Genomic DNA, 25,501 nt, shown 5'->3' on the forward strand with positions numbered 1-25,501 from the left:
CCGGCAGGATCAAAAAGTACTCAGTTTCCCGCAAGCTCAATGATAGAGGTAAGAAGCGGCAACAACCGCACGGACAAGCCCCAAAGTGCCCCGTTAGGGGGTGCACTAAAGTGCCTCGGGGGCGCGTGCGACGGCGGCTGGTCGGGTGGGCACATTTGGCCGGTTTGGGTGCGTGGCGGGCTCTGCGCCCCCACCACATCAGAATGAGGCAACGAGGCTCGCGAGCGGCGGAGGTGCATGCCCGGTTGGCAATGCGTCGACGAGCAGGGGCGCGTACCGGACCTTGTTACCGCTGCGTCCCCCGAAGAACCGGCGCAACTGCGCCGTTTTGGGCCGGTCTCGCTGAGACGGCTGGTGTTGGAGTATCCGGAACGACGCGAGCTCGCCCTGAGCCGCGATGACACCGGGAATGCCGTCAACCCCAAGGCAGCGGATGAGTTCATCCTCCAGGTCGGCGTCACAGACGTGGAAGCCAAGCTCCGCGAGCGGGCCCGACCCGATGCTGGCCCGGCCGAGCGCACGAGCGATGCCACGGGACTCCCGCACATCACACAGACCTAGCAACTGGTGGCCGGCGCCGTCCGGGCCGTAGCGGTCGAGGAAGCGGACGATGCTGCTGGCGCCTCTCATCGGGGCCACCGTCACCCGCTCGGCGGCCAGGTCATGGCCAAGGCTCACGGCCAGCGTCTCCACCGCCATCCGGTCACTCTCGCCCTCAACCAACACCGTCGTCGCCTGCATGGAACCAGTATGCCGAACGCCAGCCTGGGTGGCTCGCGCGCCGTCAGATCTGGCACGGGCTGAGGGTCGTACGCGTTAGTCCGTCGAGCGTCACCGCGATGAGTTCGGCAAGCTCCGCCGGAGTGTGCGTCCCTGCCCGGCAAGGCCCTGGCCGGAGAAGGTCTTGTCCGGGCGTCATCCCAAGGCGACCCGGGCGTTTTTTCTCGGCGCTGAGGTCCAGGGCTCCTGACATGGTGAGCTATTGCGTGTGGGGTCAGGCGTGGTTTTTGATTTCGTAGCGCAGAATTAGCCCGGTGCCGGTGCCGGTGCCGGTGCCGGTGCCGGGGTAGCGGGTTTCGGTGGTGGTGAGGTGCTGGCAGAGCTCGCTGATTGCTGCCGTGGCGCGCGCCGTGGGGAGTGGGTCCAGGCGGATCGTGAGGTAGCCGGGGGTTGTGGTGTCGATATCGCCGCTGCCGGTGAGCGCCTGCCGTGCCAGTGCGTGGGCTTCTTCGGTGGCGCGGGCGTAGCCGGTGTTGGTCCGGATTTCCCTGGCGAGGGTCGTGGCGGTGTTGAACGCGGCCATCCTGATCGCGTGGGTGATCAGTTTCGTCTCGGTGTCGAGGACTTGTTGGCCGGGTGAGAGTTCTCCCAACGTGACCCGGACGGGGATCTTCTGGTGGGCAGCTTCTGCCTGGTCCAATGCGGCTTCCGCGTCCCAGAGGGGTGCGGTGACCTGGTTGTGCATGGCGTTGGTGATGGTGACTTCGTTGGTGCCTGGGGCTGGTGTCCGCAGCGCGAGCATCGCGGCGTCTGTTCGAGCCAGGACCTGGTCGTAGTGGGCGCGGGCGGCGACGACTTTTTGGTAGGCCTTTTTCTTGTCCGGGTTCGGTACTGACCTTTCGGGGTCATCATCGGTGGAGGGGTAGGCGTCGTGGGAGTCCAGGTCGAAATGGATGCGGGCGTAGCGGAAGTAGTCTTCCTGCCGCCAGCGGGAGCCCATCCGGTAGATCACTTCACCGGCGGGCATCCCCTGATCGGTGGTGAGGATGTGGATCTGCCGGGTTGTCCCGCCCCGGGCCGGGACGATGCGGCTGATCTGTCGCATCCGGAACGCTTCCCCGGTGGCGGCCATGGCCAGGTCAACGGCCGTGTCCGCCGCGTTCCAGGTCCTGGGTTCCCCGTGGGCGTCAACATGGGCGACCTCGGTGAAGCTGTTCTCGGGGATGTCCGTTGTGGTGCCTTTGCGCCAGGTCAGGACGTCGAAGCCGGCCTCGTCCATGTGCTTGAAGAGCGACGGTGACCAGCCTCCCCGGTCAAAACCGACCAGCACCCGCCGGGAGTCTCCGATGATGGTGCGCAGTTGGGGCAGCAGGGCCCGCAGTTGACCGGTCAGGGCGGTGCCGGGTTTGGCCATGACGACCAGCACCGGGGACCCGTGCGCGTCGGAGACCCAGGTTTCCTCGGTCGCCGGGACCGGGAACTTCAGCCTCGTGGAGTGGACTTTCCCGATCTTCTTCCCGCCTTGGTAGGCGCGGACGTGCCCGTCAACATAGAGCACAGCAGCCAAATCCCCACCCTCACCATCGCCGCTACCGGCACTATCGCCGCCGGCTGGGTTCAGGTGGTGGATGGCGAGGGCGGTGAGCAGGTCCCCGGCCTTACCGGTCTGGGCCAGGTGACTGATTTTGCGGCGGATGGTTTTTACTTCCGGGGCCCGGTCCAGGCCCAACACCCGGCCCAGGGCCACGGGATCGATCCGGGTGGCGCCTTCGGCACGGGGTTCCCCGGCCAGGGCCCGCAGCACGGCGTCAAGGAGCATTGTTTCCAGCCCGTAAAACCCGTCAGGCAACGCCCCGAACGTTGCCTTCGCGCAGGCCAACAGCCCGGTGGCCTCCAGCGCCGGCAAGGCCAGAAACAGCCCGGCCAACGGCACCCGGGCCGCCGGGGCAAACACCGGAACCGCGCATTCGAGGAGCCCGGAACGGGCTGCTGCCCGCTCCCCGGAACGATCCGTCGGCTCCGGCAGCACGGGCAACACCAGCTGGGTCGGCGACGTTGATGCGCCGGGCGCTGATCCGCCTTTGTCAGCGCTGATTTGGCCGGTTTCCGGGGTGTTTGACTCATTGCCGGCGAGGGCGCGCCGGACAGTGTCGGTGGAGACCCCGGCCGCTGCAGCCGTTGCCCGAAGGCTCGCCACGGTTCCCGTTCGCGGATCCGGCAAGGTACTTGAGATAAACACAGCAGAGGACTGGGTAAGCCTCTGCCGCAAGTTCCCCCTAGAAGTCACAGCGTCCAGGCGACACGACTGGTTCCACACCACCGGACGACATGGAAGATGGGTAATCCCGGACTGGGAAAAAGTCGCCGGCGAATGGGACGCCACGCACCTGACCGTCATGGGCTACCTGAATGCCGCGGGGCTCCCACTTGAGGTCGACCTCGAAACGGCAACGGTCATTGCGGGCTGGGACCCTGACAGCACGATCTGGTTGACGGATGTAGCGCGTGAATGGATCGGACCCCGGCAGCAATGGCAGCGAGACTCGAACCGCGACGAATGGATTCGAACACAATAATCAGGACAATGAACGCGACGTCTGCCACGACTTCGACGTTCTATTTTGCGCGGCGCAGGACTGCGCGGAACCTACTTGAGCAAAGGCCTGTAATCGTCCCGTAGATGGTTCGACAAGCGGAACGGGAACTTGCGTGTTGAGCGTATGCTCTGGTCAGGCTGGGACTTCGGGGGAAGGGCCATAAATGAAACGCCAGGCGGGCCGTTGGATGGGTCTATTCCTAATAATGCCCTTTGCCCTGGGTAGCTGCGGTGTGGCAACAGACGCAAGCATCACCCCAGGAACGTCCGACCGTTGGAGTGTCTCAGTGCTCGGACCGAGGGACGGTGCCTCGATAGATCACTGCGTTGAAGACCCGCTCATTGAGGAGTCGATCCAATCGGCAGATTTGCCTTCTACTCACCTGGGTATCAAGCTGCTCGAGACAGCGACACAAGAAGATGCTGAACGGATCGCTGATTGTCTTAGCGACCGCCTCGGCGGCGGCGAGGTATCCATCAGAAGCCCCAAAAGGTGATGCACAACGAGGGCGCAAACCCCTTGCCCCCGGCGGGCAGTCGGGGCGTATTAGGCAACTATTCATCGCGACGCCTCATCAAACGTTGGGGCTGTCCCGTAGAGGGTTCCCTCTACGGGACCGACACTGACCAGCAGCCGCTCCTGAAGGGGATGGGTGGCTCGGGTAGGCTCGGGACACCAAGCCTGAGGGGGCGGCCGCATGGAACCCGAGCATTACAGCAGACCGGTCAACGATCACACCACAAGCAGTGAGCCCGCTGCCAAAACGCGGGAAGAGCAAAAGCGAATCAGGCTTTCAGCCTGGCTCGGTATCGGCCTCGCCATATTCATCATGGTTCCAGCCGTATACAGGCTTGCCATAGAACCGCCTCGCTGGCCAGACGCCATATTCGTCAGCATTGGAGTGGGGTTGATCCTTTTTCACACCGTCCGGGTTATTCGCCTACGCAGGGGCTAGCTAGACGGTCTCCTGCAGGCCTGTTAGCCGGTCCGTTAGAGGATCCCCTTACGGGATCTAGACGGGCTGTGCAGTCGACTTTGGACATTCCGTGCAGACGACTTCGGAAAATGACAGTACGCGGCAACCGTTACACGGCGAGCCCTTGTATTCCTTGGTCCGGGAAGGATCTCAAAACGATGTCTTGCGAACGATCGTTTCTATGATGCTGATGACCTGCGAGGATCCGGCCTAGTGATGGTGATGGTCCCTGGTCGCTTCGCCTTCCACCTCAAGGTCGACGGTTTTTGCTAGGTAGTTCCAGGCCGGAGTGTTCAGCGTGTGCCAGGCGACATGGGCTTCCCTCGCGCGGGTGGCAGCAATCTTCGCGTCGCCACCACCGAGCGCCGTGGCGAGTCGGCCGGCGGCGTCGCCGAGTGATTTCGCTTGTTGTTCGAGTTCCTCCGGCCAGGGGATGGAGGCGGCCGCGATCTGGGCGGCCCGTGAGCGGCTGGACCAGAATTCGTCGATGATTGGCGATTCTTTCCGGAGGGCTGCGTCGATGCCATGGAAGCCCGCTCCGTCGATGTGGGCAAGCGCGGCGAGCATGCCGGCGACCGCGGCTGCGGTCTCGACGTCTGGGGTGTTGTGTTGGGTCATTGGATTCTCCTCTTGGGGTTGACGTGTTTCTACTTTGCGTAGGTCGGATCGGTCGGCGGTGGCGTTCTACGCTGTGCTCGCTGCCCATAGCTGGTCATGCCCCGCGGTTTATACACCGACAGGGCGGTGGCAACGAGCAACACCAGAAGCGCCAATGCGGCCTGCACGAGGACCTGGGTTCTCAGGCCGTCGACTCCGCCAACGGACACGCTCGTTTCCGCTGCCGTGGCTGCGAGGCCGCTGATCGGCCCCATGTGTACCAGCAGGACGCCGGTGGCCAGGACGGTTATCAGCAGCTTTATCAACACCCAGTAGTACCGGAAGAGACCCCAGACGGTGCCCAGAGACAACGCAATCCCGGTGAGTAGGGCGGCAACCGCCAAAGGGACGATGGCAAACCAGCCGGTCACCCCCATCCCGAGATACGCTGCCTTGGCCAGGCCGGCATCCGGACTGACGAGTCCGGCGACGGCGAGAGCCAGGAAGGCTGCGACGGCGCCGAACCAGCCCACCGAGACGGTGACGTGGGCCGTGAGGGCAAGTTTGCGCAGGCGGGGGGACATGGCCGTCACGGTGTGTGGTTTCCCATGCCGCCGCCTGCAAGGTGGCTGACGACGAAGATCAGAACCAGCGCCACGGCGATGAGTCCGAAAACCTTCACCCAGCGCGGCGTTTTAGTGGCCGGTCCGCGGCCGGGATTCGTCCCGGCATTGGGGTTCTGTGTCGTGCGGTGGTCAGGTGGTGGGTCAGTCATGGTGGTCTCCTGTTCTGCCGGGCCTAGTTTGCAGCGGCGATTTCACGCTATCGAGACACTCTGTATTAATCAAGGGCATAGTGTCATGCAACCGTCGTCTCGTACACTGGGATGGTGCCGAAGCTATGGAACGAGACAATCGAGGCGCATCGCGGCGCCGTGCAGGATGCGATCCTGGACACCGCGGCCGCTCTCGTGGCCGAGCATGGAATGCTGTCAGTGACCATGTCGCAGATCGCCCAGGAGGCCGGCATCGGGCGGGCGACCCTCTACAAGTACTTCCCGAACGTCGAATCAGTACTGCGTGCCCAGCATGACCGCCAGCTCGCCGGGCACCTCGAACACCTTGCCGCAGTCACACATTCAGGGGGCGACGCCGGCCACCAGCTGGAGGCGGTGCTCCACATCCATGCCATGATGACCTTCGAACATCACGGATCGGCCATCGCCTCGGTCATGCACCTCGAGGGTGCCCGCCAAACGCAGCTCGCGTTCGTCAGTGATGTGCTCCGCCGGGCGGCCGAAGCAGGAGCCATCCGTGACGACATGGCGCCCGAAGAACTCGCAAGCTACTGCGTGCACGCCCTCGCGGCGGCCGCGGAATCACCCTCGAAGGCAGCCGTGAGTCGACTCGTCCAACTAACGCTCGAAAGCTTGCGCCCAAGAGCCTGACTGAGCGGGTATGGCTGCTTCGGGCCGGGCTGGGACATCGACGGGTGCCCCGCGCCCCGGCACCCGGACCCGGTCCTCAGGTCAGTACCTCGAGAGCGAAACGTCCCGATGGAACACCTCAACCTCACCTGCCGCACGTGGCCCCGCGCCAACCAGATCAAACCCGGCAACTACAGGCCACTGCGCCGCAAAACCTTAGCACCGGATATTTCACTTTTTCACAAGCCACCCCGTGACACTCAGCGTCAGTGATGACGGCCGTGCCGTCTCATCAACTGATCGTTTTCGAGACGGAACACGTCGTGGACGATTATCCGATGGTTCGGAGCCAGCCGATGGCCTCTTCTTCGTCCGTGAAGTATTTCGTGGGGCATCTGGGCGGGCCCAGTCGAAGAAGTCTGTGGGCGATGACGCGGTCAACCTGTGTTTTGCCCAGGACGGCAAACGCCGTGACAGTAGCCGCCTCACCGAAAACGCTGATCGCCTCCGCGCTGAAAGAGCCGACGCCGGTGATCTGCAGAAGCGCTCCTCCGGGTTTTCCACCGGTGAGCACCAGCAGTTCCGCACAGGTGCGGACGCAGTCGTCCTTTGTGATCCGGGAGTTGGGCGGCAGGATGATCCGGCTTATTCCCACACCCACGCGGGCGACGGAAAAGCCTGAGTGACTCTCAGCAACTATGTGATCCGGCACGGCCAGGATCCGGGGTGCCCTGGTTCTCTGGAGCAGGATCGTGCGGTCCGGAAGCGGCACGCCAGTCTCGGTGAGATGTTGAATTGTCATTGAGCCCCCAATGTTGTGGCAACAACCGCCGCTCCGGAGCCGGCTGGCCATTGCCCGTCCCGGGCCACGCTGCTCCGGGGTTGCTGACAGGCTATATCGAATACGGCGACGCGTCGATCAAACACGAGAGCAGTGTCCGCTCAGCGTTCCCCAAACGGAGCGGTGAACCACTGAGTAAGGAGTCCTTATGGCGAGACTCCCGATGGATGACGGGCTAGGCTCACGCTATGAAGCTTCGGGGCGTACTTCTGCTTGCGGCAGGCATTGTTGTCACCGTGTTGGCATTTGCTGTCCTACTCGGCCGCATGCCCTGGGTAAGCCGGGCATGTCCAGCAGTCGGTTACGCCTATGTGGGTGATGTGGAGCTGGCCTTTTCCACCCCGCCGGAGTCAGTAGCGGCTTGTTTTGGGGAGGGATGCACTCCTGAACCGGTGGCGAGAAACCCTGAGGGAAAATGGCTGGTGCCGCAGTCTCCGCCATACCTGAATCCGCCTGTCAGTGTCACTTCGATTTTTGTGGAAGCCGTGGCCGCTTCTGGTGAACGGATAGCCCGTGATTTGCCCATAGAAACGGAATCAACCGGGGAGCACCCCTTCGGACCTGGTTGCGGCGGGCCTTTCGGGTTCAAGCCCGTGCAAGTGGCCTTTAGCTGAAGCATCGACCCGCCATCCTCCCGTAGAGGGTTCGCTGAGAGAGTGGATTCGGATCCTCAAGCCATGGAACGCGGACTCACGCTAATGAAAGGGAAGCTCTGCACCCTTGGGGAAGGGCAAGACTCCTTGTGCGGGGGTCATGGTGAACCACTCACCGCCCTGCTTGGAGGCAAAAATGATGACTCTTTCAGCTGTATCGAGCGGATCGCCGTCCGGGTAGGACGCTCCCACAGTGCAGGTCGGGGGCGTGGAGGTGATGCGCAGGTTCCCCTCTCCGGGATTCCCTTTGAGTACCTGTTCGACTTCTGCAAGGTGGGTCGTGGCTATGTGACCGTAAATGCTGGTTTCGCCGGCCCGGCTTACAGACTTTCCAATGAGCACCATGCCGGCGTTGTCGTATTGATCCTGGGGGGGTCTCGAATCGGACCCAGTCGACGCACGCGAAGGGTCCACCGCTTGGAATGGGGCCGCTGGTAGATCCAGGGATTGAGCTGGTGGTGTTCGTCGTGGGCTCGGCAGTTCCCGGTCCGCCCGTCACCTTATCGCCGCATGATGTCAGCAGCATGGTGAGAAGTAGGGATGGAACCAGGCGTCGCCACAATCGAATGCGTTTCATGGTGCTCCTTCATTGGTGGACGCTGACCGGCGGATATTGGGTGCGTACGCGCATTCATAGGATGGCGCTCTCGGAGTGGATCGGGAACGGCATGTTGCGGCGGAGGGCAGGGATGCCAGCGGATGGGCGGTTTACCCTGGCGGGGCACTTCGCGTTGGGTAGGAGGGTATCCCTCCGCCGGAGCCGGCGGCCATGAAGCCACCTATCTGGGTTTCTCCGTCGCTTTGGAAGACAGGGATCTCGCGGGGAGGGCGCGGGCTACTGAAGTTTTTGACGGCGTCTTCCGGGCTGGTGGGCATGGGACCTCCGTACAGGTCACTGGCGTAGGCGTACCCTGATTGCCCGTTGGTGGCCATCACAGCGATGAGGTCGGGGGTTCCGTTCTCCTGGCTTTCGACGCCATATGTTTCGCCCTTGGAGTTGACACCAAGGGGTGTTCGTTCCTGCTTCACATACTCGGCGGTCAGCTGCCAGCGGGCCTCGGTATTAGTTTTGATCGTGACACTGTCCTGGCCAGGGGCGAGGCTGATGGTGTAGCCGCTCCAACCCAGTCTGTCGCTGGCCGCATCCGCCTCAGAGCAGCTGGCCGCCGCGCCGTCGGGAAACTCAAACCAGCCAGGGGTCAGGCACCTAAATTCCATTTGAATCCCCGTCGTTCCCGCGGGAGGAGTGCCCAGTTCCACGGTTGCCGTGCCGGTGTAGGTAGTGGTCACAGGCGAAGCCAACGGTGTCACCTTTTCGCCTCCCGGGATGACGAAAAGCCCGGCCGCCGCCGCTCCGACACCAAGCAGTCCGGCCCCGGCCAGCGCACCGGTACCAAGCCACACCCTGGTACGCCTGCGTTTCACAACTGGTGATTCCTTGTTGACTTGGGAGACGAGTTCTGCCCGTAGGGCGTCACTGAACGCGTCATCGACGTGGAGCTGGTTCATGTCCGTTCTCCTTCCAACACCGGGGTTGGAGCGGTGGGCGGGTTAGGTGATGCATCAGGGTTTAGCGCTGCTCTGAGCCGCTGGCGGGCCCGGTGGATGCGGGATTTCGCTGCCGCAGGAGTCAGATCCAGGACAGCGGCGGCAGCGGCGATGGTGTGCTCCTCGAAAACGATGAGGGTGACCAAGTGCAGGTCCTCGGCCGTCAGCGTGGCCAGCGCCCGTGCAAGGTCCTGATCGAGAGCGTCCTGGTAAGACCTGTATGAATCTGATGTTGGGTCGCTCATGTCCTCGGTTCGGGGAAGGGCGTTCAGGAGGCGCTGGTAGCGGAGTGCAGCCCGGGCGCTGTTACGTGCCATGTTCGTGGTCGTAACCAGCAACCAGGGAAGGATCGATCCTTCCACGACACGGACCTGCTTTCTCCGCCGCCAGAGCTCCAGGAAGGATGCAGCCATAATGTCTTCAGCGTCGTGGTGTTTCCCGCAGAGCCGGTACGCGTGGCGGAAGACCCTGTCCCGATGCCGGTCGTACAGGGCAGCAAAGGCATCCCCCTGGCCCAGAAGACTCTGGCGCCACAACACGTCTTCGCTGTCTCCGTTGTTCCCCATGCCCTTTAGTGTCCGGCAAAGCCCAAAAGGTTTCACCGAATCCGAAAAAGTTTTAGATGAGGTCCGAAGTGCCCGGTAACGGATCCCTGACCGGACACGAACGAAACCTATGATCGAATCCATGCAATTGATCAGAAATATTGCCGTCGGACTGCCTGTCCGCGATGGATATGTCCTTGTGTCGGGTGCAACAGATTCCGTAAAAGGCGAAGCGTTCTATAGGGCAATTGGAGGTGGCATTGAGTTCGGAGAGACTGCCGACGTCGCCCTGCGGCGCGAGTTTGAAGAGGAGCTCGGAGTGGCTTTGGAAACGGTGGAGCTACTCGGTGTTCTGGAAAACATCTTCGAATTCGAAGGGCTCGCCGGCCACGAAATTGTGCATGTCTTCGCCGTGACAGCCAACGAACTAGACATCATCCCGATCGATGCCGACCTACACGTTCTCGATGAGTGCAGCCCCGTTGGCTGGAAGAGCATCAGCGATATCGACCGCCCGCTCTACCCCACCGGGGCGCTGCAGATGGTTCTGAACCAGGCTCCGGCTCACCCCTGGCGGCGGCTGTGATGTTCGCCCATGAGAAGCAAGGGAAGACCCCTTGAAGCTGCCTTGGGCACCATCAACTCTGCAGTTGACGAGCCACGCAGGAAGTGCCCGGTGAGGGATCGCCAAACGGGACACGAGGTGAGGCCGTTCGCGGCCGGTAGGCGGTTTTCGCGCACCTGCGCTTCCGAGAAAAGTAACTACGCCTCGACGAGAATCACCAAGGTCTCGGGCAGCACGCCGTCATACGCCATCGCCTCGGCCCCGGCCTCGGATTGCATCAGGGCCATGACGGCATCCATGTCGGGAACGTCCATCAGCACCGCGACTTGCGTCGGGTTCTGTGGGTTGACGAACGTCCGGATGTTAGTGACGCCGAGGGGTCCGAAGATCTCTTCGCGTTTCGGTGAGGCAAGCCAATGGTCCTTGTCCTTTACATCGTGGTGGCCGATCACGGTTGGCATAGCGCGTCCTCTCGAAGGGGGCCAGCGGTCCACAGGCCCACTGCGCAGAACGCTACTGGTCGTTCCGCACCCAGACAAGGCTTTTCGTGGCCGCATCTCCCTCGGTCTGCGGGCTGCCCGCAAAGGGTTCCGCAAGCGGGGCGGCAAAACCGCCATTTCAAGCTGCGATTTAACCGCCAAACGAACTCAATAATCACAGTCCGCGGCAGGACGCCGCGCTGCTGTAACGACAGCGGAGCGGCCGATTCTCGAGTCGTAGCATTCTCGGAATCCTTCGTTTTCAACGACGGGCCGACGATGGAGAAGGCCGTGGATCATCCGATGGTTCGGAGCCAGCTGATGGCCTCGTCTTTGTCCGTGAAGTATTTCGTGGGGCACCTGGGCGGGGCCGGTCGAAGAAGTCTGTGGGCGATGACGCGGTCAACCTGTGTTTTGCCCAGGACACCAAACGCTGTGACGGTGGCTGCCTCACCGAAAGCGCTGATCGCCTCCGGGCTGAAAGAGCCGATGCCGGTGATCTGCAGAAGCACTCCGCCGGGTTTTCCGCCGGTGAGCGCCAGCAGTTCTGCACAGGTGCGGACGCAGTCGTCCTTTGTGATCAGGGTGTTGGGCGGCAGGATGATCCGGCTTATTCCCACACTCACGCGGTCGACGGAAAAGCCTGGGTGACTCTCGGTAAATATGTGATCCGGCGCGATCTGGATCCGGGGTACCCCGGTTCTCTGGAGCAGGATCGTGCGGTCCGGAAGCGGCCCGCCAGTCTCGGTGAGATGTTGAATTGTCATTGAGCCCCCAATGTTGTGGCAACAACCGCCGCACCGGAGCCGACTGGCCATTGCCCGTCCCGGGCCACGCTGCTCCGGGGTTGCTGACAGGCTATATCGAATACGGGGACGCGTCGATCAAACACGAAAGCATTGTCCGCTGAGCGTTCCTCTAACGGATCCCCGAACGGGATGGAGTTGTTTCACAGACTGCCGGTCGTGCAAGAATCGCCGTATGGATCAGGATGAGCGGCACAGGGACGAATTGATGATCCTCGAGGCTCTGGTGCAGGCGATGGATCGGCGCGGCCTCCGGGACGCCGGTCTGCACTAGTCGGGGCCTCCGGCGCTTTTGAGGATCGCCGCAACCACGTCCGCTTTGTGTGTTGTGTACGCGCCCCAGTCTTTGGTACTGGCGGCTGCTTCGCGCTTGACGCTCAGATAGCGTTCCCTTGCTTGGATGTCCTTCCGCAAGATGTCGCGGAACAGTATGCGTCGGTGCCATTGGCGTCCCTGGATCTGGACAAGGTGGACGACGATCTCTCTGTTACTCCTGTCGGGCAGGCTGAACCACGCGTGTCCTTCTCTGTGGCCCTCGCAGTCGAATCCATCCGAGCTGAGCAGGTCCATGGCGGTCGACCATTGGTGTAGGTTCACGCCGACCAATACGTCGACAACGTCCTTGGCAGGAAGATCCGGAATGGAGGTTGAACCTATGTGCTCGACCTCCGCGTCCGGTAACAGGGAAGCCAGCCTTCCGCGCACCACGTCAAATCTTGCTGCCCATCCCTGTGGGTCAGCAGGGATAAGTTCGATGCTGTCGGATTCCATAATCCCTACCGTGGGTGCTTGGAAAGAGGCCCCGAGGCTCGGCTGCTCTGACGAAGACAAATGCGACATTTACCCTGATGCTGATACATGCGGCTGCCTGGCTATGCAGATGGATCGGGTGTGCATTGGTGGTGGTCACACGCCCGAAAGGTCCCGCCCAAATTTTCGGAGACCGCGGGGTCGTGCATGCTCAGTTGTGCCCTTTCGACGCATCGCCTAAAGCCCGGTCAAGGTTCCCCAAAGGGACGCCCGAACCCTAACTCGAGCGGCTGTCCACGAGGCACTCCGAATGCAAAAGAAGGGAGGCGTCGAAACGGTCGCTATTGCCTCGTTCATTTCCTGACCACGAGTCGGGATCTGGCTGCCCGGTCGCGGGGCAGGCGTTCAAGGGCTCCCCGTTCGCTGGCTTATCGTTCCCGAACGAATTTCCAATTCAGACTGCCGTCTATAACCGAGGGCCTGACGGAGAGGGATGGTCGTCCTGTTCGCAGGCTAGTCAGCGTTTCGTCCAGGAGTTCTTCGACGGATGGCCAGATGGCGGGACGCCAATCGGCCTCTCCCTTGAAATACTCGCTGACGCAGCCGTGCTGCCGCCCGGCCCTGAGATCGACGAACAGGAAGTCGCCGGCGTTATCGTCTGCGATCGGCAGGAATGAGGAGATGAACATCCAAGCGCGGGTACCGGCCTCATCAGCTTCAGCACCTGCTGGATCATAGGGTTTATGGGGTTCGGGCACAGGAACGCTGCTGTGGGCTTCACCGACTGCCCGCAGGTTTCGGTAAATTGGGGAACTTTTTCTCCGCTCGAATTCTGCATTGGAATCCGCCCCGAGCTCCGCCTCGATGCTCAGCATCATTTGCCGCACTTTCTCAGCTTCTTCCAGAGGAAGTGGCCGATAGCCCGGGAGAATATACCCCGCCGTTGACGGTTCTGCACCGTCGAAGAGGCGATGCATGGTCGACAGATCGCCGGGCCAACCGATCGGCGCGGCCTGTTCAAATGAGCGGACAAGGGGATCCGGTGCGGGTGCTCGGATGGTTTTGGCTGTTACGGGGGCGTTGATGTTCAGCCAGTTAACAATGCCGGTCCAGAGTTCCTGTGCCCATGACAAGGGGGAATCCTGTTACGGGGGCGTTGATGTTCAGCCAGTTAACAATGCCGGTCCAGAGTTCCTGTGTCCCCATGGGGTGAATCTACGTGCCTTTGCCCTCAATGGACACGTACGAGGCCAAGCATCAATACCTTCCTCGAGTCGGGCGCGGAGAGAAGTCGGGCTTGAGCAAGGGTTCTTGCGGATTCGGGTCTTACGCGTCTGACGCCAATTGGTCGTCCGGTAAAGGTTCCTCTAACGGATCCCTGACCGGACACGAACGAAACCTATGATCGAATCCATGCAATTGATCAGAAATATTGCCGTCGGACTGCCTGTCCGCGATGGATATGTCCTTGTGTCGGGTGCAACAGATTCCGTAAAAGGCGAAGCGTTCTATAGGGCAATTGGAGGTGGCATTGAGTTCGGAGAGACTGCCGACGTCGCCCTGCGGCGCGAGTTTGAAGAGGAGCTCGGAGTGGCTATGGAAACGGTGGAGCTACTCGGTGTTCTGGAAAACATCTTCGAATACGAAGGGCTCGCCGGCCACGAAATTGTGCATGTCTTCGCCGTGACAGCCAACGAACTAGACATCATCCCGATCGATGCCGACCTACACGTTCTCGATGAGGGCAGCCCCGTTGGCTGGAAGAACATCAGCGATATCGACCGCCCGCTCTACCCCACCGGGGCGCTGCAGATGGTTCTGAACCAGGCTCCGGCTCACCCCTGGCGACGGCTGTGATGTTCGCCCATGAGAAGCAAATGAAGACCCCTTGAAGCTGCCTTGGGCACCATCAACTCTGCAGTTGACGAGCCACGCAGGAAGTGCCCGGTGAGGGATCCCCTCCCGGGCGCCAGGGCGTCAGCAGAACCACCGGCCTAAGGACGAGGCTCCGAGAGCTTCTGACAAACTGGCCGCATGACCACGATCTTCACGCATAAGCCGACAATCGAGGGCCCACGCGTCAAACTGCGACCGATTCAGGCTCAGGACGCACCTATAGTGCATCGGATGCTCCAGGACGCTGAAGCTGCAATTCTGACCGGAACAGTGCACTCCAGCAGCCAGACAACGCTGCCATGGACTCTTGATGACCTCCGCGTGACGTACGAACGCTGGAGCTCCGCTGATGACCGTCTCGTCCTCGCCGTGATCGATCAGGCGACGAACGCGATGGTTGGAGAAGTCGTGCTCAACGACTTGAACGAGTTGAATCGCTCCTGCGGCTTCCGCACTTTCCTTGGCGCCGAAGGCCGCGGCCGGGGACTTGGCAGTGAGGCGACCGAGATGATTGTCCGGTACGGCTTCCAGGAGCTTGGTCTTCATCGGATAGCTCTTGAGGTTTACGCCTTCAACCCGCGGGCCCGGCAAGTCTATGAGAAAGTAGGATTTCGCTACGAAGGCACGGGCCGGGACGCGCTGTGGTCCGACGAGCAATGGATTGACGTCCACTACATGTCGATCCTCGAAACTGACGTACCACTGAGTAGAGGATCGGCAACCGGGCACCTGTCCGTAGCCTGCCTAGACTCGAACGCATGATCAGCGCTGTCAGCGATGCGTATTCGCGTCGGGCGGTGGAATACGTCGAACGCTTTGCTTCACTCGGTGCTGTGCACCCTTCAGATCGTCAACTGGTGGCGACGTGGGCGGATGGCATCGAGGGTGCGGTCATCGACGCCGGCTGCGGTCCGGGTCATGGGACGAACTTCCTCAGTGAAGCCGGGGTCCCTGCAGTCGGAGTGGATCTGGTTCCGGAGTTCATTGCGCACGCCCTCGGTACTTATCCCGGCATTCCGTTCCGGACAGGCAGCCTCGACGCCCTCGACGTCGGCACCGGGAAAATTGGCGGAGTGCTCGCCTGGTACTCACTAATCCACTATGAGCCAGACACGATCCGCACTCCTCTCCTGGAGTTCAGTCGGGTCCTTAGCCCTGGCGGCGCCTTGCTGATCGGCTTCTTCCACGGCCACGTCGTCGAGAAGTTCGATCATGCGGTCGTCCCGGCATACCAGTGGCCGGTAAGTGACCTCTGCGACGAGCTGGTAGCTGCGGGCTTCAATGTGGTCGAGACGCACGCCCGGACAACAACCGGGCAGCGATCCCACGGAGCAATTCACGCCATCCGCTGAGGTGTTCGGTGGGGGATCCCTTACCGGACGGGCCGCTCCGTCGCAGTAATTGAAATTGGGAGCATCGTCTCAAGTGCAGCCCGCAAGGGGATGGTAGCGCGGCTCGTTTCCCACACCGGGACCGGCCCCGCATCAACCTCTGCTGACGCTTCCGTAGCTCAGGCCCGCCGCGGTGGCCTGGTGAGGAGGAGCAGGACCGCCGAAGTCACGACAACGGCCGCAAAGACGGCGGCCAAGTGAATCCAGAGTGCCGCGCCGTTGTACATGGTAATACCGACTGTCAGCAGCGCGGCCGCCAGGAGCGCGGTGACCGCCTTGTTTTCTCGCCGAAGGCCGGCAAGAAGCATCAGTGACGGAGCGGCGTACCAGGCCACGCTTGCCGGGCCCATCGCATTGATCTGGGTGATCACGGCCCCGCTTCCCGGAATCACGCTAACCAGCGGCTCGAAGAACATCGAAGCGCAATGGAGAATCAGACCCGCCAGACCTGCCGCTGTCAGGCCCAGGTCCAGGGTGGTGAGCTGGGTTGCCAGCCTTTTCGGGGGCAGTCCCGGTACCAGAAGCCGCGAGAGTAATAACGACAGGACAACGACGGCGAGCCCCACCACATACACAGTCGACATGTGCACAGACTACAGAGTCCGGCGTGAGGGAATGCGGTCTGCCCTCCATGATCCAACAGCGGCCAGGCCCGATGCGATGAACACTCCTCCACCTCGCATCCACGAACACGCGGCGCCCAAGCCAAATATGTGGATATGATCGCTATGTGGCGGCGTTCTATGATCGCTATATGGCGAATAAGTGTCCGTAAGCCGATCCCTCTGCGGGACACGCCTGGGGGTTGTGCTCTTTAGCCGGTGTCTTTGCCGGAGCCCCTCGCACGGCGGACTGTGTACACACGACTTCCGGGGTGCAACACTGCGTTGATGAACATCTTTGAGTGGTGGCTTCTGGTCGATATGGAAACACGCGGCTGGCTTATTGAGCACAATGGCGAGCCGCTGCCGCAGCATGTCATCGCCGATATCTTGGCGGTTACGGGCGGCGAGACCGATTCTGAGTGGTGGGCTGGCGAATCAGAAGACGGACCCCAGCTTTCCGACGAGGCCGTAGATTGGATCGAGGCTGTCGCCAACGATGAGGAGCCGACTATCGGCTGATAATTTTCTGCCGCGTCCCGCTTGCGGCGTACGTCAGACCGCCATGTTGCCTTCGGCAAATATGGCGGTCGTGGGGTCTACGGGGCAGGGCTGCGGCTAGACATCGGAGCCGATGGCATTGCCGAGCTTGGCCATGGTCTGCTCGTTACGTCGGTAGTGCGAAAACTGGCCGATGCGATGGTGATTGCGGTATACGCCTCCATCAGCAAAGAGCTCGGCATCCCTTTCCGGTTCCCGGGCAAAGCTGGGGCGTACACAAGCCTGATCGAGATGACCGACTTAGGGCTGCTGGCGGAAGCGACCGTCTGGGCGGCAACGAACCCCGAAGGTCAGAATCAAGCCTTCAACATCACGAACGGTGATATGTTCCGCTGGTCCTCGATGAGGCCGAAAATTGCAGAGTTCTTCGACCTCGACGTAGCGCCACCTTTACCGATGAGCCTGAGCGATGTGATGGCAGACAAATCTGATCTGTGGGATGCAATGGTTGCGAAGCACGCTCTGGCGAAGACCCCCTACTCTAAGGTGTCTTCCTGGCAGTTTGGCGATTTCGTCTTCGCGTGGGATTACGACGTTATCGCCGATACTTCAAAATCGAGACGAGCCAGCTTCAACGCATATGTTGAAAGCGAAGAGATGTTTCTGAGAATCTTCCAGAATCTCTGAGATCAGCGGCTGATTCCCTAAGCCGGTCCGCCCTACGTTCTATGCCCTTGAAGGAGCGTTGATCCTCGTCAGTTGATGATTTGGCCTCGCTCGTCCGCCCTTAGTGCTGCGAGTCGCTCCTTCCAGGCCTGTAGCGCCTCGGGCGCCTGTCGTGTCCAATCGGTGACTTCGCCGACGACCCTGAGCGGGGCACTCCTGCGACATGACCGGGTGGGGTTGCCGGGGAATTTCTTGTCGGTCACGTTGGGGTTCGTTCTCGAATGCCCCGGTCGGCTCGACCTCGTAGACGCGCGGGGCGCCGTCACCCGCCGCGAGTTCCGCGGCGAGTCCCGCGCCGTTCGGAAGAGCGGTGAAATAGATGTGATTCATCACGACTTCGGGACGGTAGTTCGACCTGAAGCCCGCCCTGAGGAGATCACCGTCCCGGAGGTTGGCTTTCGTGCCGTGAAAGAACGGACCCTCGTCCAGGGGTTTGCTCACACCTACAGCCTAAGCGTCTGAACCGCTGGCTGCCCGGAGGGAGAGAATCGCCCTGGCGGCGAAAGCGATGCCGGCTAGAAGAAGTACCACGGCCGAAATGATGAGGTACCAGACTCCGTTGGAGCCCAGTGCGGTGGATACGCCGATGAGGGAGAAAATAACTGCCCCCAGCGACCAAATGAGCGTTGCTCTCTTGGTGTTATTCATGGCCCCAGCCTAAAGTCCGCCGCTGCGATAAACTTGGAACTTGGCTCTCACAGAGCCATGCTTCCCTCCTTGAGGCCTGCCGAGCGCCTTGGGGTAACCCCACCGCAGCGAAAGTAGCACCGTGTCCCAAGATGTCCTTAGCCCCGCCCGGGTCAACCAGATTCACAAACAGGCGGCCCGGCGTCGGACCTTTGCTGTCATTTCGCACCCTGACGCCGGCAAGTCCACCCTCACCGAGGCTCTGGCATTGCACGCGAAGGTGATCGGCACGGCTGGCGCCTCCAGCGGTAAGGCCAACCGCAAGGAAACGGTTTCGGACTGGATGCAGATGGAGAAGGACCGCGGCATCTCCATCAGCTCCGCCGCCCTCCAGTTCTCCTACCGGGACACCGTCATCAACCTGCTTGACACCCCCGGCCACGCGGACTTCTCCGAGGATACCTACCGCGTCCTGGCCGCCGTCGACTGCGCGGTGATGCTCGTGGACGCCGCCAAGGGCCTTGAAACGCAGACCATGAAGCTGTTTGAAGTCTGCAAGGCGCGGAACCTGCCCATCATCACCGTGATCAACAAGTGGGACCGGCCGGGCCTGGACGCACTGGCGCTGATGGACGAGCTCACCGAGCGCACCGGCCTCCAGCCCATGCCGCTGACCTGGGCCGTGGGAATATCCGGTGACTTCCGCGGCGTCTGGGACCTCCGCCAGGACCGCTTCGCCCGCTTCCAGCGTAACAATTCCGGCGCCAACATCGCCCTGACCGAGTACTTCACGCCCGAAGAGGCCGCGGAGACGCAGGGCAGCAACTGGACCGACGCCGTGGACGAGGCCGGCCTGGTCATCGAGTCCAACCTCGAATTCGACGTCGAAGCCTTTCACGCGGGCACCGCCACCCCCATCCTTTTCAGCTCCGCCGCCCTGAACTTCGGCGTGAAGGAACTGCTGGACGCCCTGGTGGACTTCGCGCCGCACGCCGCCCCCCGGCCCGACGTCGAGGGCAGCCCGCGCCCGGTCGAATCGTCCTTCTCCGGCTTTGTCTTCAAGGTCCAGGCCGGCATGAACAGGGCCCACCGCGACCACGTCGCCTTCATTCGCGTCTGTTCCGGCGTTTTTGAACGCGGCATGGTGGTCACCCAGACCCGCACCGGAAAGTCATTCGCCACCAAGTACGCCCAGCAGGTCTTCGGCCGCGAACGCGAGGTGATCGACGAGGCCTACCCCGGCGACGTCGTGGGACTGGTCAACGCCTCCACCTTGCGCGTGGGCGACAGCCTGTTCCTCGAAGACGCGGTGGAGTACCCGGCCATCCCGTTGTTCGCCCCGGAACACTTCCAGGTGGCCCGGTCCAAGGACCCCAGCAAGTTCAAGCAGTTCCGCCGCGGCATCGAGCAGCTCGAGCATGAGGGCGTCATCCAGGTGCTTCGCTCCGACGTCCGCGGCGACCAGGCGCCGGTGCTTGCCGCCGTCGGCCCCATGCAGTTCGAAGTGGTGGAGGACCGCATGGCGCATGACTTCAGCGCGCCCATGCGGCTGGAACGCCTGCCGTACTCCATCGCCAGGATTTCGACGGCGGAGGCCATGCCCACGCTGGCCAACGTGCCCGGTGCCGAGGTGCTGTTGCGGTCCGACGGCGAATACCTTGCCCTGTTCAACGACGTCTGGGCCCTGCGCCGGATCGAGAAGAACCACCCCGATCTGACCCTCGTGCCCATCGGCACCCACAACCCCGCAAAGTAGCGTCCAATGTCTGCAGACCACCCACGCGCGCTGATCACCGGCGTCGGCACCATCAACCCGCTCGGATCCACGATGGCAGAAACCTGGACCGGCCTGCTGGCGGGGCAGTCCGGCATCGCCGCGCTGGATCAGGAGTGGGCGGAGCAGCTGCCCGTGCGCATGGCCGGACAGGTCACCGCGGACCTTTCGGAGCACCTCACCACGCGCGAGCTGAAGAGGATGGACCGGTGCGGGCAACTGGCGCTGGTGGCTGCCCGGGAAGCCTGGCAGCAGGCAGGGGCGCCCGACGTCGACCCCGAACGGTTCGCCGTGGTGATCGGCTCCGCCTATGGCGGCCTCGGCTCCACCCTCGAACAGGACCGTGCGCTCGCCAGCGGCGGCCCGCGCCGGGTCTCTCCGCACACCCTCACCCGGCTGATGGTCAACGGCCCCGCGGCCTGGGTCTCCATTGACCTCGGCGCCCGCGGCGGAGCCCGGACCCCGGTCAGCGCGTGCGCGTCCGGCGCGGAAGCAATTGTCCAGGGCGCCGAAATGATCCGCTCCGGAGCGGCCGACGTCGTGATTGCCGGCGGCGTGGACGCATCCGTCAACGACCTGGTGATCACCGGGTTCTCCCAGATCCGGGCACTCTCCACGCGCAACAGCGAACCCAAGCTCGCTTCGCGCCCGTTCGACGGCGGCCGCGACGGCTTTGTCCTCGCAGAAGGCGCCGGCATTGTGGTGCTTGAGAGTGAGGCCCACGCCCGGGCGCGCGGCGCCGCCATCCTTGGCGCAGTGGCCGGCGGGGCGGTAACCTCCGACGCCAACGACATCGTGGCCGCGGACCCCGCCATGCAGCGGAGGGTCATGCAGAAGGCCCTGGAGTCGGCCGGAATGCAGGCTTCGGAGATCGGCTTCGTCCATGCGCATGCCACCTCCACCCCGGTAGGGGACCGGCTGGAAGCCCAAGCCATCAACGCTGTTTTCGGTGCCGAGGTGCCCGTGACCTCCACCAAAGGCCACACCGGCCACCTGCTGGGCGGTGCCGGTGCGCTCGCGGCGGTTGTGGTGGTCCAGGCCCTGCAGACCGGGCAGCTCCCCGGAACCGCGAACGTCGAGGCGCTGGACCCCGAAGTGAACCTGAACGTCATCACGGAAAACGCGCACACGCTGGCGCCGGGCTCCGCCCCCGCCGGCCTGGTGAACGCTTTTGGCTTCGGCGGACACAGCGTTGCCCTGGTGATCACGGCCAGCTAGCCCGTTAGCCGGTGGCGCGGTGGTCCACGGAGTTCCTCAGATGCGGCGATAAGTGAATCGTGTGGTCTCGCCTTCGTCCGATACCGCACCGGCCGGCGTCAGTGCCAGAACTCCGAGAGATGCTCGGCGAGAGCTCTGCCTTGGTGGTGTCCGGCCCGGGCAGCGGGCGGACGCAGCGACAGGTCCATCGCATTGGCGCCGAACATGTGCTCGGAGTTGCTCTCCGGGAAGATCGTCTCGACTCTGCTGCCGCGAGCGCGTAATTCATCTACCTGTGTTGTGAGATGCGTGCCCCACTCCTTCGGCACTAGTGATCTGCCGCCGAAGGGTGACAGCACGAGCACCCGCCCGTATGCGGCTGCCAGATCGGCATTTTCAGCGTTGGATCGGTAGCCGCCGTCTATGTAACGGCTGTCCCCGATCCTATAGGGGCGGCCACTGGCACAGCTGGCGGCTACGGCGTCTGCCAGCTCGATTCCGCTGTTCCGGTCGAACACGACCGGTTCACCGGTCTGGGCATCTACGGCTGTGATGAGCACAGTCCGCTGCGGCCAGTGCTGACTGGGCAGCCGGGAGGCGACAATGGCTCGCCACTGTGTTTGCCAGGCGCCGTCCGACGCCGGATCCATGTCGAGTGCCGCCGTGCCCATTCTGCGGCGCATGTCAGCCGCATCCTCAGAGGCGGCGATGATCTTGCCGATCCTCTCCAAGTGATCCATCGCCGGGCTGATCGGAACGCGTCCTGGGCCGGATCCGACCGGAACCGTCCGTTGGTTTGGGGCAGCGGCAAGGATGGCGGCAAACAGGTCGGCGGGGCTGGCGCCAGCCAGCTGGGCCGCGGCCGTCGAGCCTGCTGACGTCCCAATGGTGAGGTCGGCTGTGGTAATGTCCAGCCCGACATCAAACAGGCCGGCGATGACGCCGATCAGCCAGGCGTTGCCTGTCGATCCGCCGCCACCGAGGACCAACGCTCGCTCGCGCGGCGCGCCCACCATCGTTGAGGCGTCGACCTGAGGCTGTTCCTGGCCGGGCTTCGGCCGTTCGGAGTGTGTGGTCGAGGTGAACTGCAAAGTTGAAGAAGGTTTTGTATTCATGGGAGTCGCCTTTCGCGAATTGCCTGTTAGGGCGCTCCCAGTTGCGACTACTTCAGTCGAGCGATCGCGGACTGGAGGGAAGCGCCCATTGCGGTACTGCGTACATGGGTCTCACCTCCTGCCGACGGATCACAATACGATTACCGGAATGATCCCACGTCAGCGACGCCGCGCGCAATCAACATCAAGCCGGTTTCAGCCATCCAGGGCGCGGGGCGCGGCGGGACCGTGGTTATGGTCGGGCTGCGGCCCACCGGGCCCCAGCCGGTCCTGATTTCCCTGGCCATCACCGGGAACTGGACCTGCGCGGGTCCTTCCGCTTCAACAACGAGATCGACGATGTCATCACCGCCCTCGCCGACGGCACCCTCCACATCAACCCCGTCATCACCCACGAATACCCCCTCAGCCAAGGACTCGAAGCTTTCGAAACCGCCAGGAACTCCGCCGAATCAGGAAAAGTACTCCTCAACTTCCAACCCGAATAACGCGGTCCGGGCCTACCCGATCAGCAGGCTCAACGCCTCCGTCAGATGTTCCACCTCGCGCACGGAGAAGCCCGCCGGGACAGGGCCAGGCCCGTTGTGGCTGGCCGGGACCACGGCGTGGGTGAAGCCCAGGCGGTGTGCTTCCTGGATGCGCTGGTTGATGCCGGGTACCGGCCGGACTTCGCCGGCCAGGCCCACCTCGCCGAACGCGATCAGCCGGATGGGCAGGGGTTTGCGGGCCTTCGCGGACGCGACGGCCAGGGCGACGGCGAGGTCCGTGGCCGGTTCGCTGAGCTTCACGCCGCCCACCGTGGCCACGTAGGAATCGTCCTTGTGCAGCAGGCAGCCGGCGCGCTGCTGCAGCACCGCCAGGAGCATGGACACCCGTGAACTGTCCAGGCCGCTGGTGGCCCGGCGGGGCTGCGAGTTGGCGCTCTCGGCAAGCAGCGACTGCACCTCGGCAAGCAAAGGCCGCCGCCCTTCCATGGTCACGGTGATGCAGGTGCCGGAGACAGGTTCCTTGGTGCGGCTCACGAACAGCCCGCTGGGGTCCGTGAGCCCTTCGATGCCGTTCTCATTCAGGTCAAAACAGCCCACATCGTCCGTGGGTCCGTATCGATTCTTCACCGCGCGCAGCATCCGGAGCCGGGAATGCCGCTCGCCTTCGAACTGGCACACCACGTCCACCAGGTGTTCGAGCAGCCGCGGCCCCGCGATGGACCCGTCCTTCGTCACGTGCCCCACCAGCAACGTAGTCATGTTCCGCCGCTTCGCAGCTGCGATGATGGACGCCGCCACCTCACGCACCTGCGAGACACCGCCGGCGCTGCCGTCTACGTCAGCGCTGCTGAGTGTCTGGACCGAGTCCACGATCAGCAGCCGCGGCTCGATTTTCTCCACCTGCCCCAAGGCCTGCCCCAGGTCAGTTTCGGCGGACAGGTACAGGGAGTCCGCGACGGCGTCGATCCGTTCGGCGCGCAGCTTCACCTGCGCGGCGGATTCCTCGCCCGTGACGTACAGGACATCCTGGGCGGTGCGGGCGAACTTGGCCGCTACGTCCAGCAGGAGGGTGGACTTGCCCACGCCGGGTTCCCCGGCAAGCAGGATGACCGCACCCGGGACGAGGCCACCGCCCAGTACGCGGTCCAGTTCGTCCACGCCGGTAGGCAGGAAAGCCGCCGTGGTGGCATCCACCTCGGCGATCCGGCGGGCCGGCTCCAGAACTGTTGTTGCCGCCGTCGTACGTGCTACAGCGGCACCGGTCTCCTCAACCGTCCCCCACGCCTGGCACTCGCCGCAGCGTCCCACCCACTTGACCGTGGTCCAGCCGCATTCGGCGCACTTGTAAGCCGGCGCTTTGGACGCCCGGGAAGTCTTTGTTGCCATGGGTTCCACCCTACTGGCGGGCACCGACAATCCTCCCCACCTGCCCCCTAACCTCGCAAGCTCGGCCAGGGAACCCTGCAGGCGTGGGCCCAGCCCGTCGGCCGGCTACAAGCCCGGCAGCACGTCCCTAGCCTCGATCGGATCCATGCCCGTGGCCTCCAGGAGGTCCACCATCAGCGGCCGGAACAGCATCACCACAGTCTCTCCCTCAAGGCGCTGGACTTCCAGCAGCCTGGGGTGCAACCGCAGCGCAACCTCGCTGAAGTCCTGCCGGGCCGTCCTCAGATGGGCGCGCCGCGCGCCGTCGTGCGTCTCGGCAAGGCCCAGCGAGAGTTCATCAATCGCAGCCGCCGTATCCTCCAGCACCTCTACAATGTTCTCGATTGCCTCATCGGACAGTGCGGCATGGTTGATGGCGCTGGTCAGCCGCCGTGCGAACACGCGGCTGTTCCTGAGCGCAAGGTCGATGGAGTCCAGTGACTGCTTGAGCCGGTCCAACTCGTCGCGGTGCCGGCGGTGGGCCGGCGCGAGCGTGGCCACCTCGCCGGAAGCACGGAGGGAGTGGCGCATAGCGTCCACCAGCGTCTGGCAGTTCCGCCCGCGGATCAGCGCGTGCCAAGCCTGGGTGGAGTCGCTGTTGCTCAGTGCAGTGGCGCATTCCCGCAGTACTTCGGCCAGTTCGTGGAGCAGCTTCCGTACATCCTTGCGGGGCTCCCGGCGCGGATCCTTCGGAATCAGGATGGTCACCAGAAGTGCGAACACCCCGCCAACAATGGCGTCAATGCTGCGGGTGAACGGCCCGCCGTCCGGCGCCGGGAGCAGTACCACCAGCAAGGATTGCAGCCCCAGCTGGGTGGTGAAGATGTTGCCGCTGTCCAGGAAGCGGGCAAGCAGGATGGAGAACAGAAGGACGGCGGCGGCCTGCCAGATGCCGCTGCCCAGCCAGTGCAGCAGCAGATCACCCACCGCGATCCCGATGGTGCAACCGAGGCCCACCTCCATCACCCGGCGCAGCCGCGGGTCACGCGAGAAGCCCAGTGCGATCAGTGACGATGTAGCCGCGAAGAGAGGGCCGGAGTGCCCCAGGACGTATTCGGCGAAGGCGTACGCCCCCACCGCGCAGGCGGTCATCTGGACGGCGGGGACCAGCGAGTTCCGGCTCCGGACCAGGCCGGTGCGGATGCGTCCGCGCAGGAATCGCCTGCTTGCTGAGAGTCCTGCTGCTGCGGCCATGCCCACCAGTCTATTTGCCGCCCGGACACCTAGCCCAGATTTTTCATCGGATGGTGGTCGGG

The 25,501-nt window shown here is 63.1% G+C and carries 27 protein-coding genes and 2 pseudogenes; 10 read left to right on the forward strand and 19 right to left on the reverse strand.

From position 1 onward, the window contains the following. Window positions 1-198: 198 nt before the first annotated feature. The 5 genes from ACQCS0_RS02350 to ACQCS0_RS02370 form a co-directional block, all read right to left on the reverse strand. Window positions 199-741 carry a TOPRIM nucleotidyl transferase/hydrolase domain-containing protein gene (locus ACQCS0_RS02350; protein WP_426940000.1) on the reverse strand — a complete coding sequence of 181 codons (543 nt, stop codon included), beginning with the start codon at window positions 739-741 and terminating at the stop codon, window positions 199-201. 253 nt (window positions 742-994) lie between these two features. Beyond that, window positions 995-2,917: a putative transposase gene (locus ACQCS0_RS02355; RefSeq protein WP_426940001.1), complete on the reverse strand. Its 1,923-nt coding sequence runs from the start codon at window positions 2,915-2,917 to the stop codon at window positions 995-997. Between the two features lie 1,586 nt (window positions 2,918-4,503). Continuing rightward, window positions 4,504-4,911 (reverse strand): hypothetical protein, encoded by a 408-nt coding sequence (locus tag ACQCS0_RS02360; protein WP_426940002.1) that lies wholly within the window; start codon window positions 4,909-4,911, stop codon window positions 4,504-4,506. 29 nt (window positions 4,912-4,940) lie between these two features. Next, window positions 4,941-5,474, reverse strand: coding sequence for a DUF2269 domain-containing protein (locus tag ACQCS0_RS02365; protein ID WP_426940003.1), 534 nt, complete (start codon window positions 5,472-5,474; stop codon window positions 4,941-4,943). A gap of 5 nt (window positions 5,475-5,479) precedes the next feature. Beyond that, window positions 5,480-5,665 (reverse strand): hypothetical protein, encoded by a 186-nt coding sequence (locus ACQCS0_RS02370; protein WP_426940004.1) that lies wholly within the window; start codon window positions 5,663-5,665, stop codon window positions 5,480-5,482. Between the two features lie 114 nt (window positions 5,666-5,779). Between ACQCS0_RS02370 and ACQCS0_RS02375 the strand changes: the two genes are divergently transcribed. Then, window positions 5,780-6,337, forward strand: a complete 558-nt coding sequence (locus tag ACQCS0_RS02375) for a TetR/AcrR family transcriptional regulator (RefSeq protein ID WP_426940005.1) — start codon at window positions 5,780-5,782, stop codon at window positions 6,335-6,337. A 310-nt stretch (window positions 6,338-6,647) separates the two neighbouring features. Here the strand turns inward: ACQCS0_RS02375 and ACQCS0_RS02380 are convergent, their stop codons facing one another. The 4 genes from ACQCS0_RS02380 to ACQCS0_RS02395 form a co-directional block, all read right to left on the reverse strand. Beyond that, on the reverse strand, window positions 6,648-7,118 hold the full coding sequence (locus ACQCS0_RS02380; protein ID WP_426940006.1) for a hypothetical protein: 471 nt from the start codon (window positions 7,116-7,118) through the stop codon (window positions 6,648-6,650). Window positions 7,119-7,852: 734 nt separating this feature from the next. Beyond that, complete coding sequence (locus ACQCS0_RS02385) at window positions 7,853-8,155, reverse strand: hypothetical protein (protein ID WP_426940007.1); 303 nt, start codon at window positions 8,153-8,155, stop codon at window positions 7,853-7,855. 363 nt (window positions 8,156-8,518) lie between these two features. After that, entirely contained in the window at window positions 8,519-9,319 is an 801-nt protein-coding gene (locus tag ACQCS0_RS02390) for a peptidase M56 family protein (protein WP_426940008.1), read from the reverse strand. Then, complete coding sequence (locus ACQCS0_RS02395; RefSeq protein WP_426940009.1) at window positions 9,316-9,924, reverse strand: RNA polymerase sigma factor; 609 nt, start codon at window positions 9,922-9,924, stop codon at window positions 9,316-9,318. The genes ACQCS0_RS02390 and ACQCS0_RS02395 overlap by 4 nt, the downstream gene beginning before the upstream one ends. A 121-nt stretch (window positions 9,925-10,045) precedes the next feature. Here ACQCS0_RS02395 and ACQCS0_RS02400 point away from each other — a divergent pair, with 121 nt between their 5' ends. Further along, the gene (locus ACQCS0_RS02400) at window positions 10,046-10,489 is read left to right on the forward strand and encodes an NUDIX domain-containing protein (RefSeq protein ID WP_426940010.1); all 444 of its coding nucleotides are present in this window, start codon (window positions 10,046-10,048) and stop codon (window positions 10,487-10,489) included. Between the two features lie 176 nt (window positions 10,490-10,665). Here ACQCS0_RS02400 and ACQCS0_RS02405 read toward each other — a convergent pair whose 3' ends face one another. The 4 genes from ACQCS0_RS02405 to ACQCS0_RS02420 all read right to left on the reverse strand — a co-directional run bounded on the left by ACQCS0_RS02405 (window position 10,666) and on the right by ACQCS0_RS02420 (window position 13,636). After that, window positions 10,666-10,929, reverse strand: a complete 264-nt coding sequence (locus ACQCS0_RS02405) for a hypothetical protein (RefSeq protein ID WP_056634869.1) — start codon at window positions 10,927-10,929, stop codon at window positions 10,666-10,668. Between the two features lie 314 nt (window positions 10,930-11,243). Then, window positions 11,244-11,714, reverse strand: coding sequence for an STAS/SEC14 domain-containing protein (locus tag ACQCS0_RS02410; protein WP_426940011.1), 471 nt, complete (start codon window positions 11,712-11,714; stop codon window positions 11,244-11,246). Between the two features lie 309 nt (window positions 11,715-12,023). Further along, the gene (locus ACQCS0_RS02415) at window positions 12,024-12,524 is read right to left on the reverse strand and encodes a GrpB family protein (RefSeq protein ID WP_426939104.1); all 501 of its coding nucleotides are present in this window, start codon (window positions 12,522-12,524) and stop codon (window positions 12,024-12,026) included. 407 nt (window positions 12,525-12,931) lie between these two features. After that, entirely contained in the window at window positions 12,932-13,636 is a 705-nt protein-coding gene (locus ACQCS0_RS02420; protein ID WP_426940012.1) for an SMI1/KNR4 family protein, read from the reverse strand. Between the two features lie 280 nt (window positions 13,637-13,916). On the opposite strand from ACQCS0_RS02420, the gene ACQCS0_RS02425 reads away from it, so the two are divergent. The 3 genes from ACQCS0_RS02425 to ACQCS0_RS02435 all read left to right on the forward strand — a co-directional run bounded on the left by ACQCS0_RS02425 (window position 13,917) and on the right by ACQCS0_RS02435 (window position 15,751). Continuing rightward, entirely contained in the window at window positions 13,917-14,360 is a 444-nt protein-coding gene (locus tag ACQCS0_RS02425; RefSeq protein WP_426940013.1) for an NUDIX domain-containing protein, read from the forward strand. Window positions 14,361-14,537: 177 nt separating this feature from the next. Further along, window positions 14,538-15,161: a GNAT family N-acetyltransferase gene (locus ACQCS0_RS02430; protein ID WP_426940014.1), complete on the forward strand. Its 624-nt coding sequence runs from the start codon at window positions 14,538-14,540 to the stop codon at window positions 15,159-15,161. Then, window positions 15,158-15,751, forward strand: a complete 594-nt coding sequence (locus tag ACQCS0_RS02435; RefSeq protein WP_426940015.1) for a class I SAM-dependent methyltransferase — start codon at window positions 15,158-15,160, stop codon at window positions 15,749-15,751. The genes ACQCS0_RS02430 and ACQCS0_RS02435 overlap by 4 nt, the downstream gene beginning before the upstream one ends. Window positions 15,752-15,909: 158 nt before the next feature. On the opposite strand, the gene ACQCS0_RS02440 is transcribed toward ACQCS0_RS02435, so the two are convergent. Further along, on the reverse strand, window positions 15,910-16,374 hold the full coding sequence (locus tag ACQCS0_RS02440; protein WP_426939110.1) for a hypothetical protein: 465 nt from the start codon (window positions 16,372-16,374) through the stop codon (window positions 15,910-15,912). Window positions 16,375-16,680: 306 nt separating this feature from the next. Here ACQCS0_RS02440 and ACQCS0_RS02445 point away from each other — a divergent pair, with 306 nt between their 5' ends. Beyond that, window positions 16,681-16,914 (forward strand): hypothetical protein, encoded by a 234-nt coding sequence (locus tag ACQCS0_RS02445; protein WP_426939111.1) that lies wholly within the window; start codon window positions 16,681-16,683, stop codon window positions 16,912-16,914. Between the two features lie 21 nt (window positions 16,915-16,935). Then, complete coding sequence (locus ACQCS0_RS02450; RefSeq protein ID WP_426940016.1) at window positions 16,936-17,580, forward strand: hypothetical protein; 645 nt, start codon at window positions 16,936-16,938, stop codon at window positions 17,578-17,580. A gap of 68 nt (window positions 17,581-17,648) precedes the next feature. Here the strand turns inward: ACQCS0_RS02450 and arr are convergent. After that, window positions 17,649-18,060, reverse strand: a pseudogene (gene arr / locus ACQCS0_RS02455) (NAD(+)--rifampin ADP-ribosyltransferase). 9 nt (window positions 18,061-18,069) lie between these two features. Next, a complete protein-coding gene (locus tag ACQCS0_RS02460) occupies window positions 18,070-18,267 on the reverse strand; it encodes a hypothetical protein (protein ID WP_282329775.1) in 198 nt (65 codons plus the stop codon). Between the two features lie 121 nt (window positions 18,268-18,388). Between ACQCS0_RS02460 and ACQCS0_RS02465 the strand changes: the two genes are divergently transcribed. Further along, entirely contained in the window at window positions 18,389-20,002 is a 1,614-nt protein-coding gene (locus ACQCS0_RS02465; protein ID WP_426939113.1) for a peptide chain release factor 3, read from the forward strand. Window positions 20,003-20,008: 6 nt separating this feature from the next. Further along, a complete protein-coding gene (locus ACQCS0_RS02470) occupies window positions 20,009-21,238 on the forward strand; it encodes a beta-ketoacyl-[acyl-carrier-protein] synthase family protein (RefSeq protein ID WP_426940017.1) in 1,230 nt (409 codons plus the stop codon). Between the two features lie 98 nt (window positions 21,239-21,336). Here ACQCS0_RS02470 and ACQCS0_RS02475 read toward each other — a convergent pair whose 3' ends face one another. Continuing rightward, window positions 21,337-22,332, reverse strand: coding sequence for a patatin-like phospholipase family protein (locus ACQCS0_RS02475; protein WP_426940018.1), 996 nt, complete (start codon window positions 22,330-22,332; stop codon window positions 21,337-21,339). Window positions 22,333-22,527: 195 nt separating this feature from the next. Here ACQCS0_RS02475 and ACQCS0_RS02480 point away from each other — a divergent pair. Next, a pseudogene (locus ACQCS0_RS02480) lies at window positions 22,528-22,820 on the forward strand (L-idonate 5-dehydrogenase); the annotation flags it as partial. Between the two features lie 12 nt (window positions 22,821-22,832). Here the strand turns inward: ACQCS0_RS02480 and radA are convergent. Both radA and ACQCS0_RS02490 read right to left on the reverse strand, forming a co-directional pair. Next, entirely contained in the window at window positions 22,833-24,206 is a 1,374-nt protein-coding gene (gene radA / locus ACQCS0_RS02485) for a DNA repair protein RadA (RefSeq protein WP_058930359.1), read from the reverse strand. A gap of 105 nt (window positions 24,207-24,311) precedes the next feature. Further along, window positions 24,312-25,439, reverse strand: a complete 1,128-nt coding sequence (locus ACQCS0_RS02490; RefSeq protein ID WP_354156221.1) for an FUSC family protein — start codon at window positions 25,437-25,439, stop codon at window positions 24,312-24,314. Window positions 25,440-25,501 lie beyond the last annotated feature (62 nt).

This window comes from Pseudarthrobacter sp. S6, assembly GCF_050156575.1.
Lineage (GTDB): Bacteria > Actinomycetota > Actinomycetes > Actinomycetales > Micrococcaceae > Arthrobacter.

Excerpts from the sequence above, each read along its gene's own strand:
- ACQCS0_RS02365 (WP_426940003.1), bottom strand. The coding sequence starts at position 5,474 with ATGTCCCCCCGCCTGCGCAAACTTGCCCTCACGGCCCACGTCACCGTC.
- ACQCS0_RS02445 (WP_426939111.1), top strand. The coding sequence starts at position 16,681 with ATGAACATCTTTGAGTGGTGGCTTCTGGTCGATATGGAAACACGCGGC.
- ACQCS0_RS02425 (WP_426940013.1), top strand. The coding sequence starts at position 13,917 with ATGCAATTGATCAGAAATATTGCCGTCGGACTGCCTGTCCGCGATGGA.
- ACQCS0_RS02405 (WP_056634869.1), bottom strand. The coding sequence starts at position 10,929 with ATGCCAACCGTGATCGGCCACCACGATGTAAAGGACAAGGACCATTGG.
- ACQCS0_RS02490 (WP_354156221.1), bottom strand. The coding sequence starts at position 25,439 with ATGGCCGCAGCAGCAGGACTCTCAGCAAGCAGGCGATTCCTGCGCGGA.
- ACQCS0_RS02400 (WP_426940010.1), top strand. The coding sequence starts at position 10,046 with ATGCAATTGATCAGAAATATTGCCGTCGGACTGCCTGTCCGCGATGGA.
- ACQCS0_RS02385 (WP_426940007.1), bottom strand. The coding sequence starts at position 8,155 with ATGGTGCTCATTGGAAAGTCTGTAAGCCGGGCCGGCGAAACCAGCATT.
- ACQCS0_RS02430 (WP_426940014.1), top strand. The coding sequence starts at position 14,538 with ATGACCACGATCTTCACGCATAAGCCGACAATCGAGGGCCCACGCGTC.
- ACQCS0_RS02360 (WP_426940002.1), bottom strand. The coding sequence starts at position 4,911 with ATGACCCAACACAACACCCCAGACGTCGAGACCGCAGCCGCGGTCGCC.
- ACQCS0_RS02380 (WP_426940006.1), bottom strand. The coding sequence starts at position 7,118 with ATGACAATTCAACATCTCACCGAGACTGGCGTGCCGCTTCCGGACCGC.
- ACQCS0_RS02415 (WP_426939104.1), bottom strand. The coding sequence starts at position 12,524 with ATGGAATCCGACAGCATCGAACTTATCCCTGCTGACCCACAGGGATGG.
- ACQCS0_RS02350 (WP_426940000.1), bottom strand. The coding sequence starts at position 741 with ATGCAGGCGACGACGGTGTTGGTTGAGGGCGAGAGTGACCGGATGGCG.
- ACQCS0_RS02470 (WP_426940017.1), top strand. The coding sequence starts at position 20,009 with ATGTCTGCAGACCACCCACGCGCGCTGATCACCGGCGTCGGCACCATC.
- ACQCS0_RS02440 (WP_426939110.1), bottom strand. The coding sequence starts at position 16,374 with ATGTCGACTGTGTATGTGGTGGGGCTCGCCGTCGTTGTCCTGTCGTTA.
- ACQCS0_RS02370 (WP_426940004.1), bottom strand. The coding sequence starts at position 5,665 with ATGACTGACCCACCACCTGACCACCGCACGACACAGAACCCCAATGCC.
- ACQCS0_RS02410 (WP_426940011.1), bottom strand. The coding sequence starts at position 11,714 with ATGACAATTCAACATCTCACCGAGACTGGCGGGCCGCTTCCGGACCGC.
- ACQCS0_RS02435 (WP_426940015.1), top strand. The coding sequence starts at position 15,158 with ATGATCAGCGCTGTCAGCGATGCGTATTCGCGTCGGGCGGTGGAATAC.
- ACQCS0_RS02460 (WP_282329775.1), bottom strand. The coding sequence starts at position 18,267 with ATGAATAACACCAAGAGAGCAACGCTCATTTGGTCGCTGGGGGCAGTT.
- ACQCS0_RS02390 (WP_426940008.1), bottom strand. The coding sequence starts at position 9,319 with ATGAACCAGCTCCACGTCGATGACGCGTTCAGTGACGCCCTACGGGCA.
- radA (WP_058930359.1), bottom strand. The coding sequence starts at position 24,206 with ATGGCAACAAAGACTTCCCGGGCGTCCAAAGCGCCGGCTTACAAGTGC.
- ACQCS0_RS02395 (WP_426940009.1), bottom strand. The coding sequence starts at position 9,924 with ATGGGGAACAACGGAGACAGCGAAGACGTGTTGTGGCGCCAGAGTCTT.
- ACQCS0_RS02475 (WP_426940018.1), bottom strand. The coding sequence starts at position 22,332 with ATGAATACAAAACCTTCTTCAACTTTGCAGTTCACCTCGACCACACAC.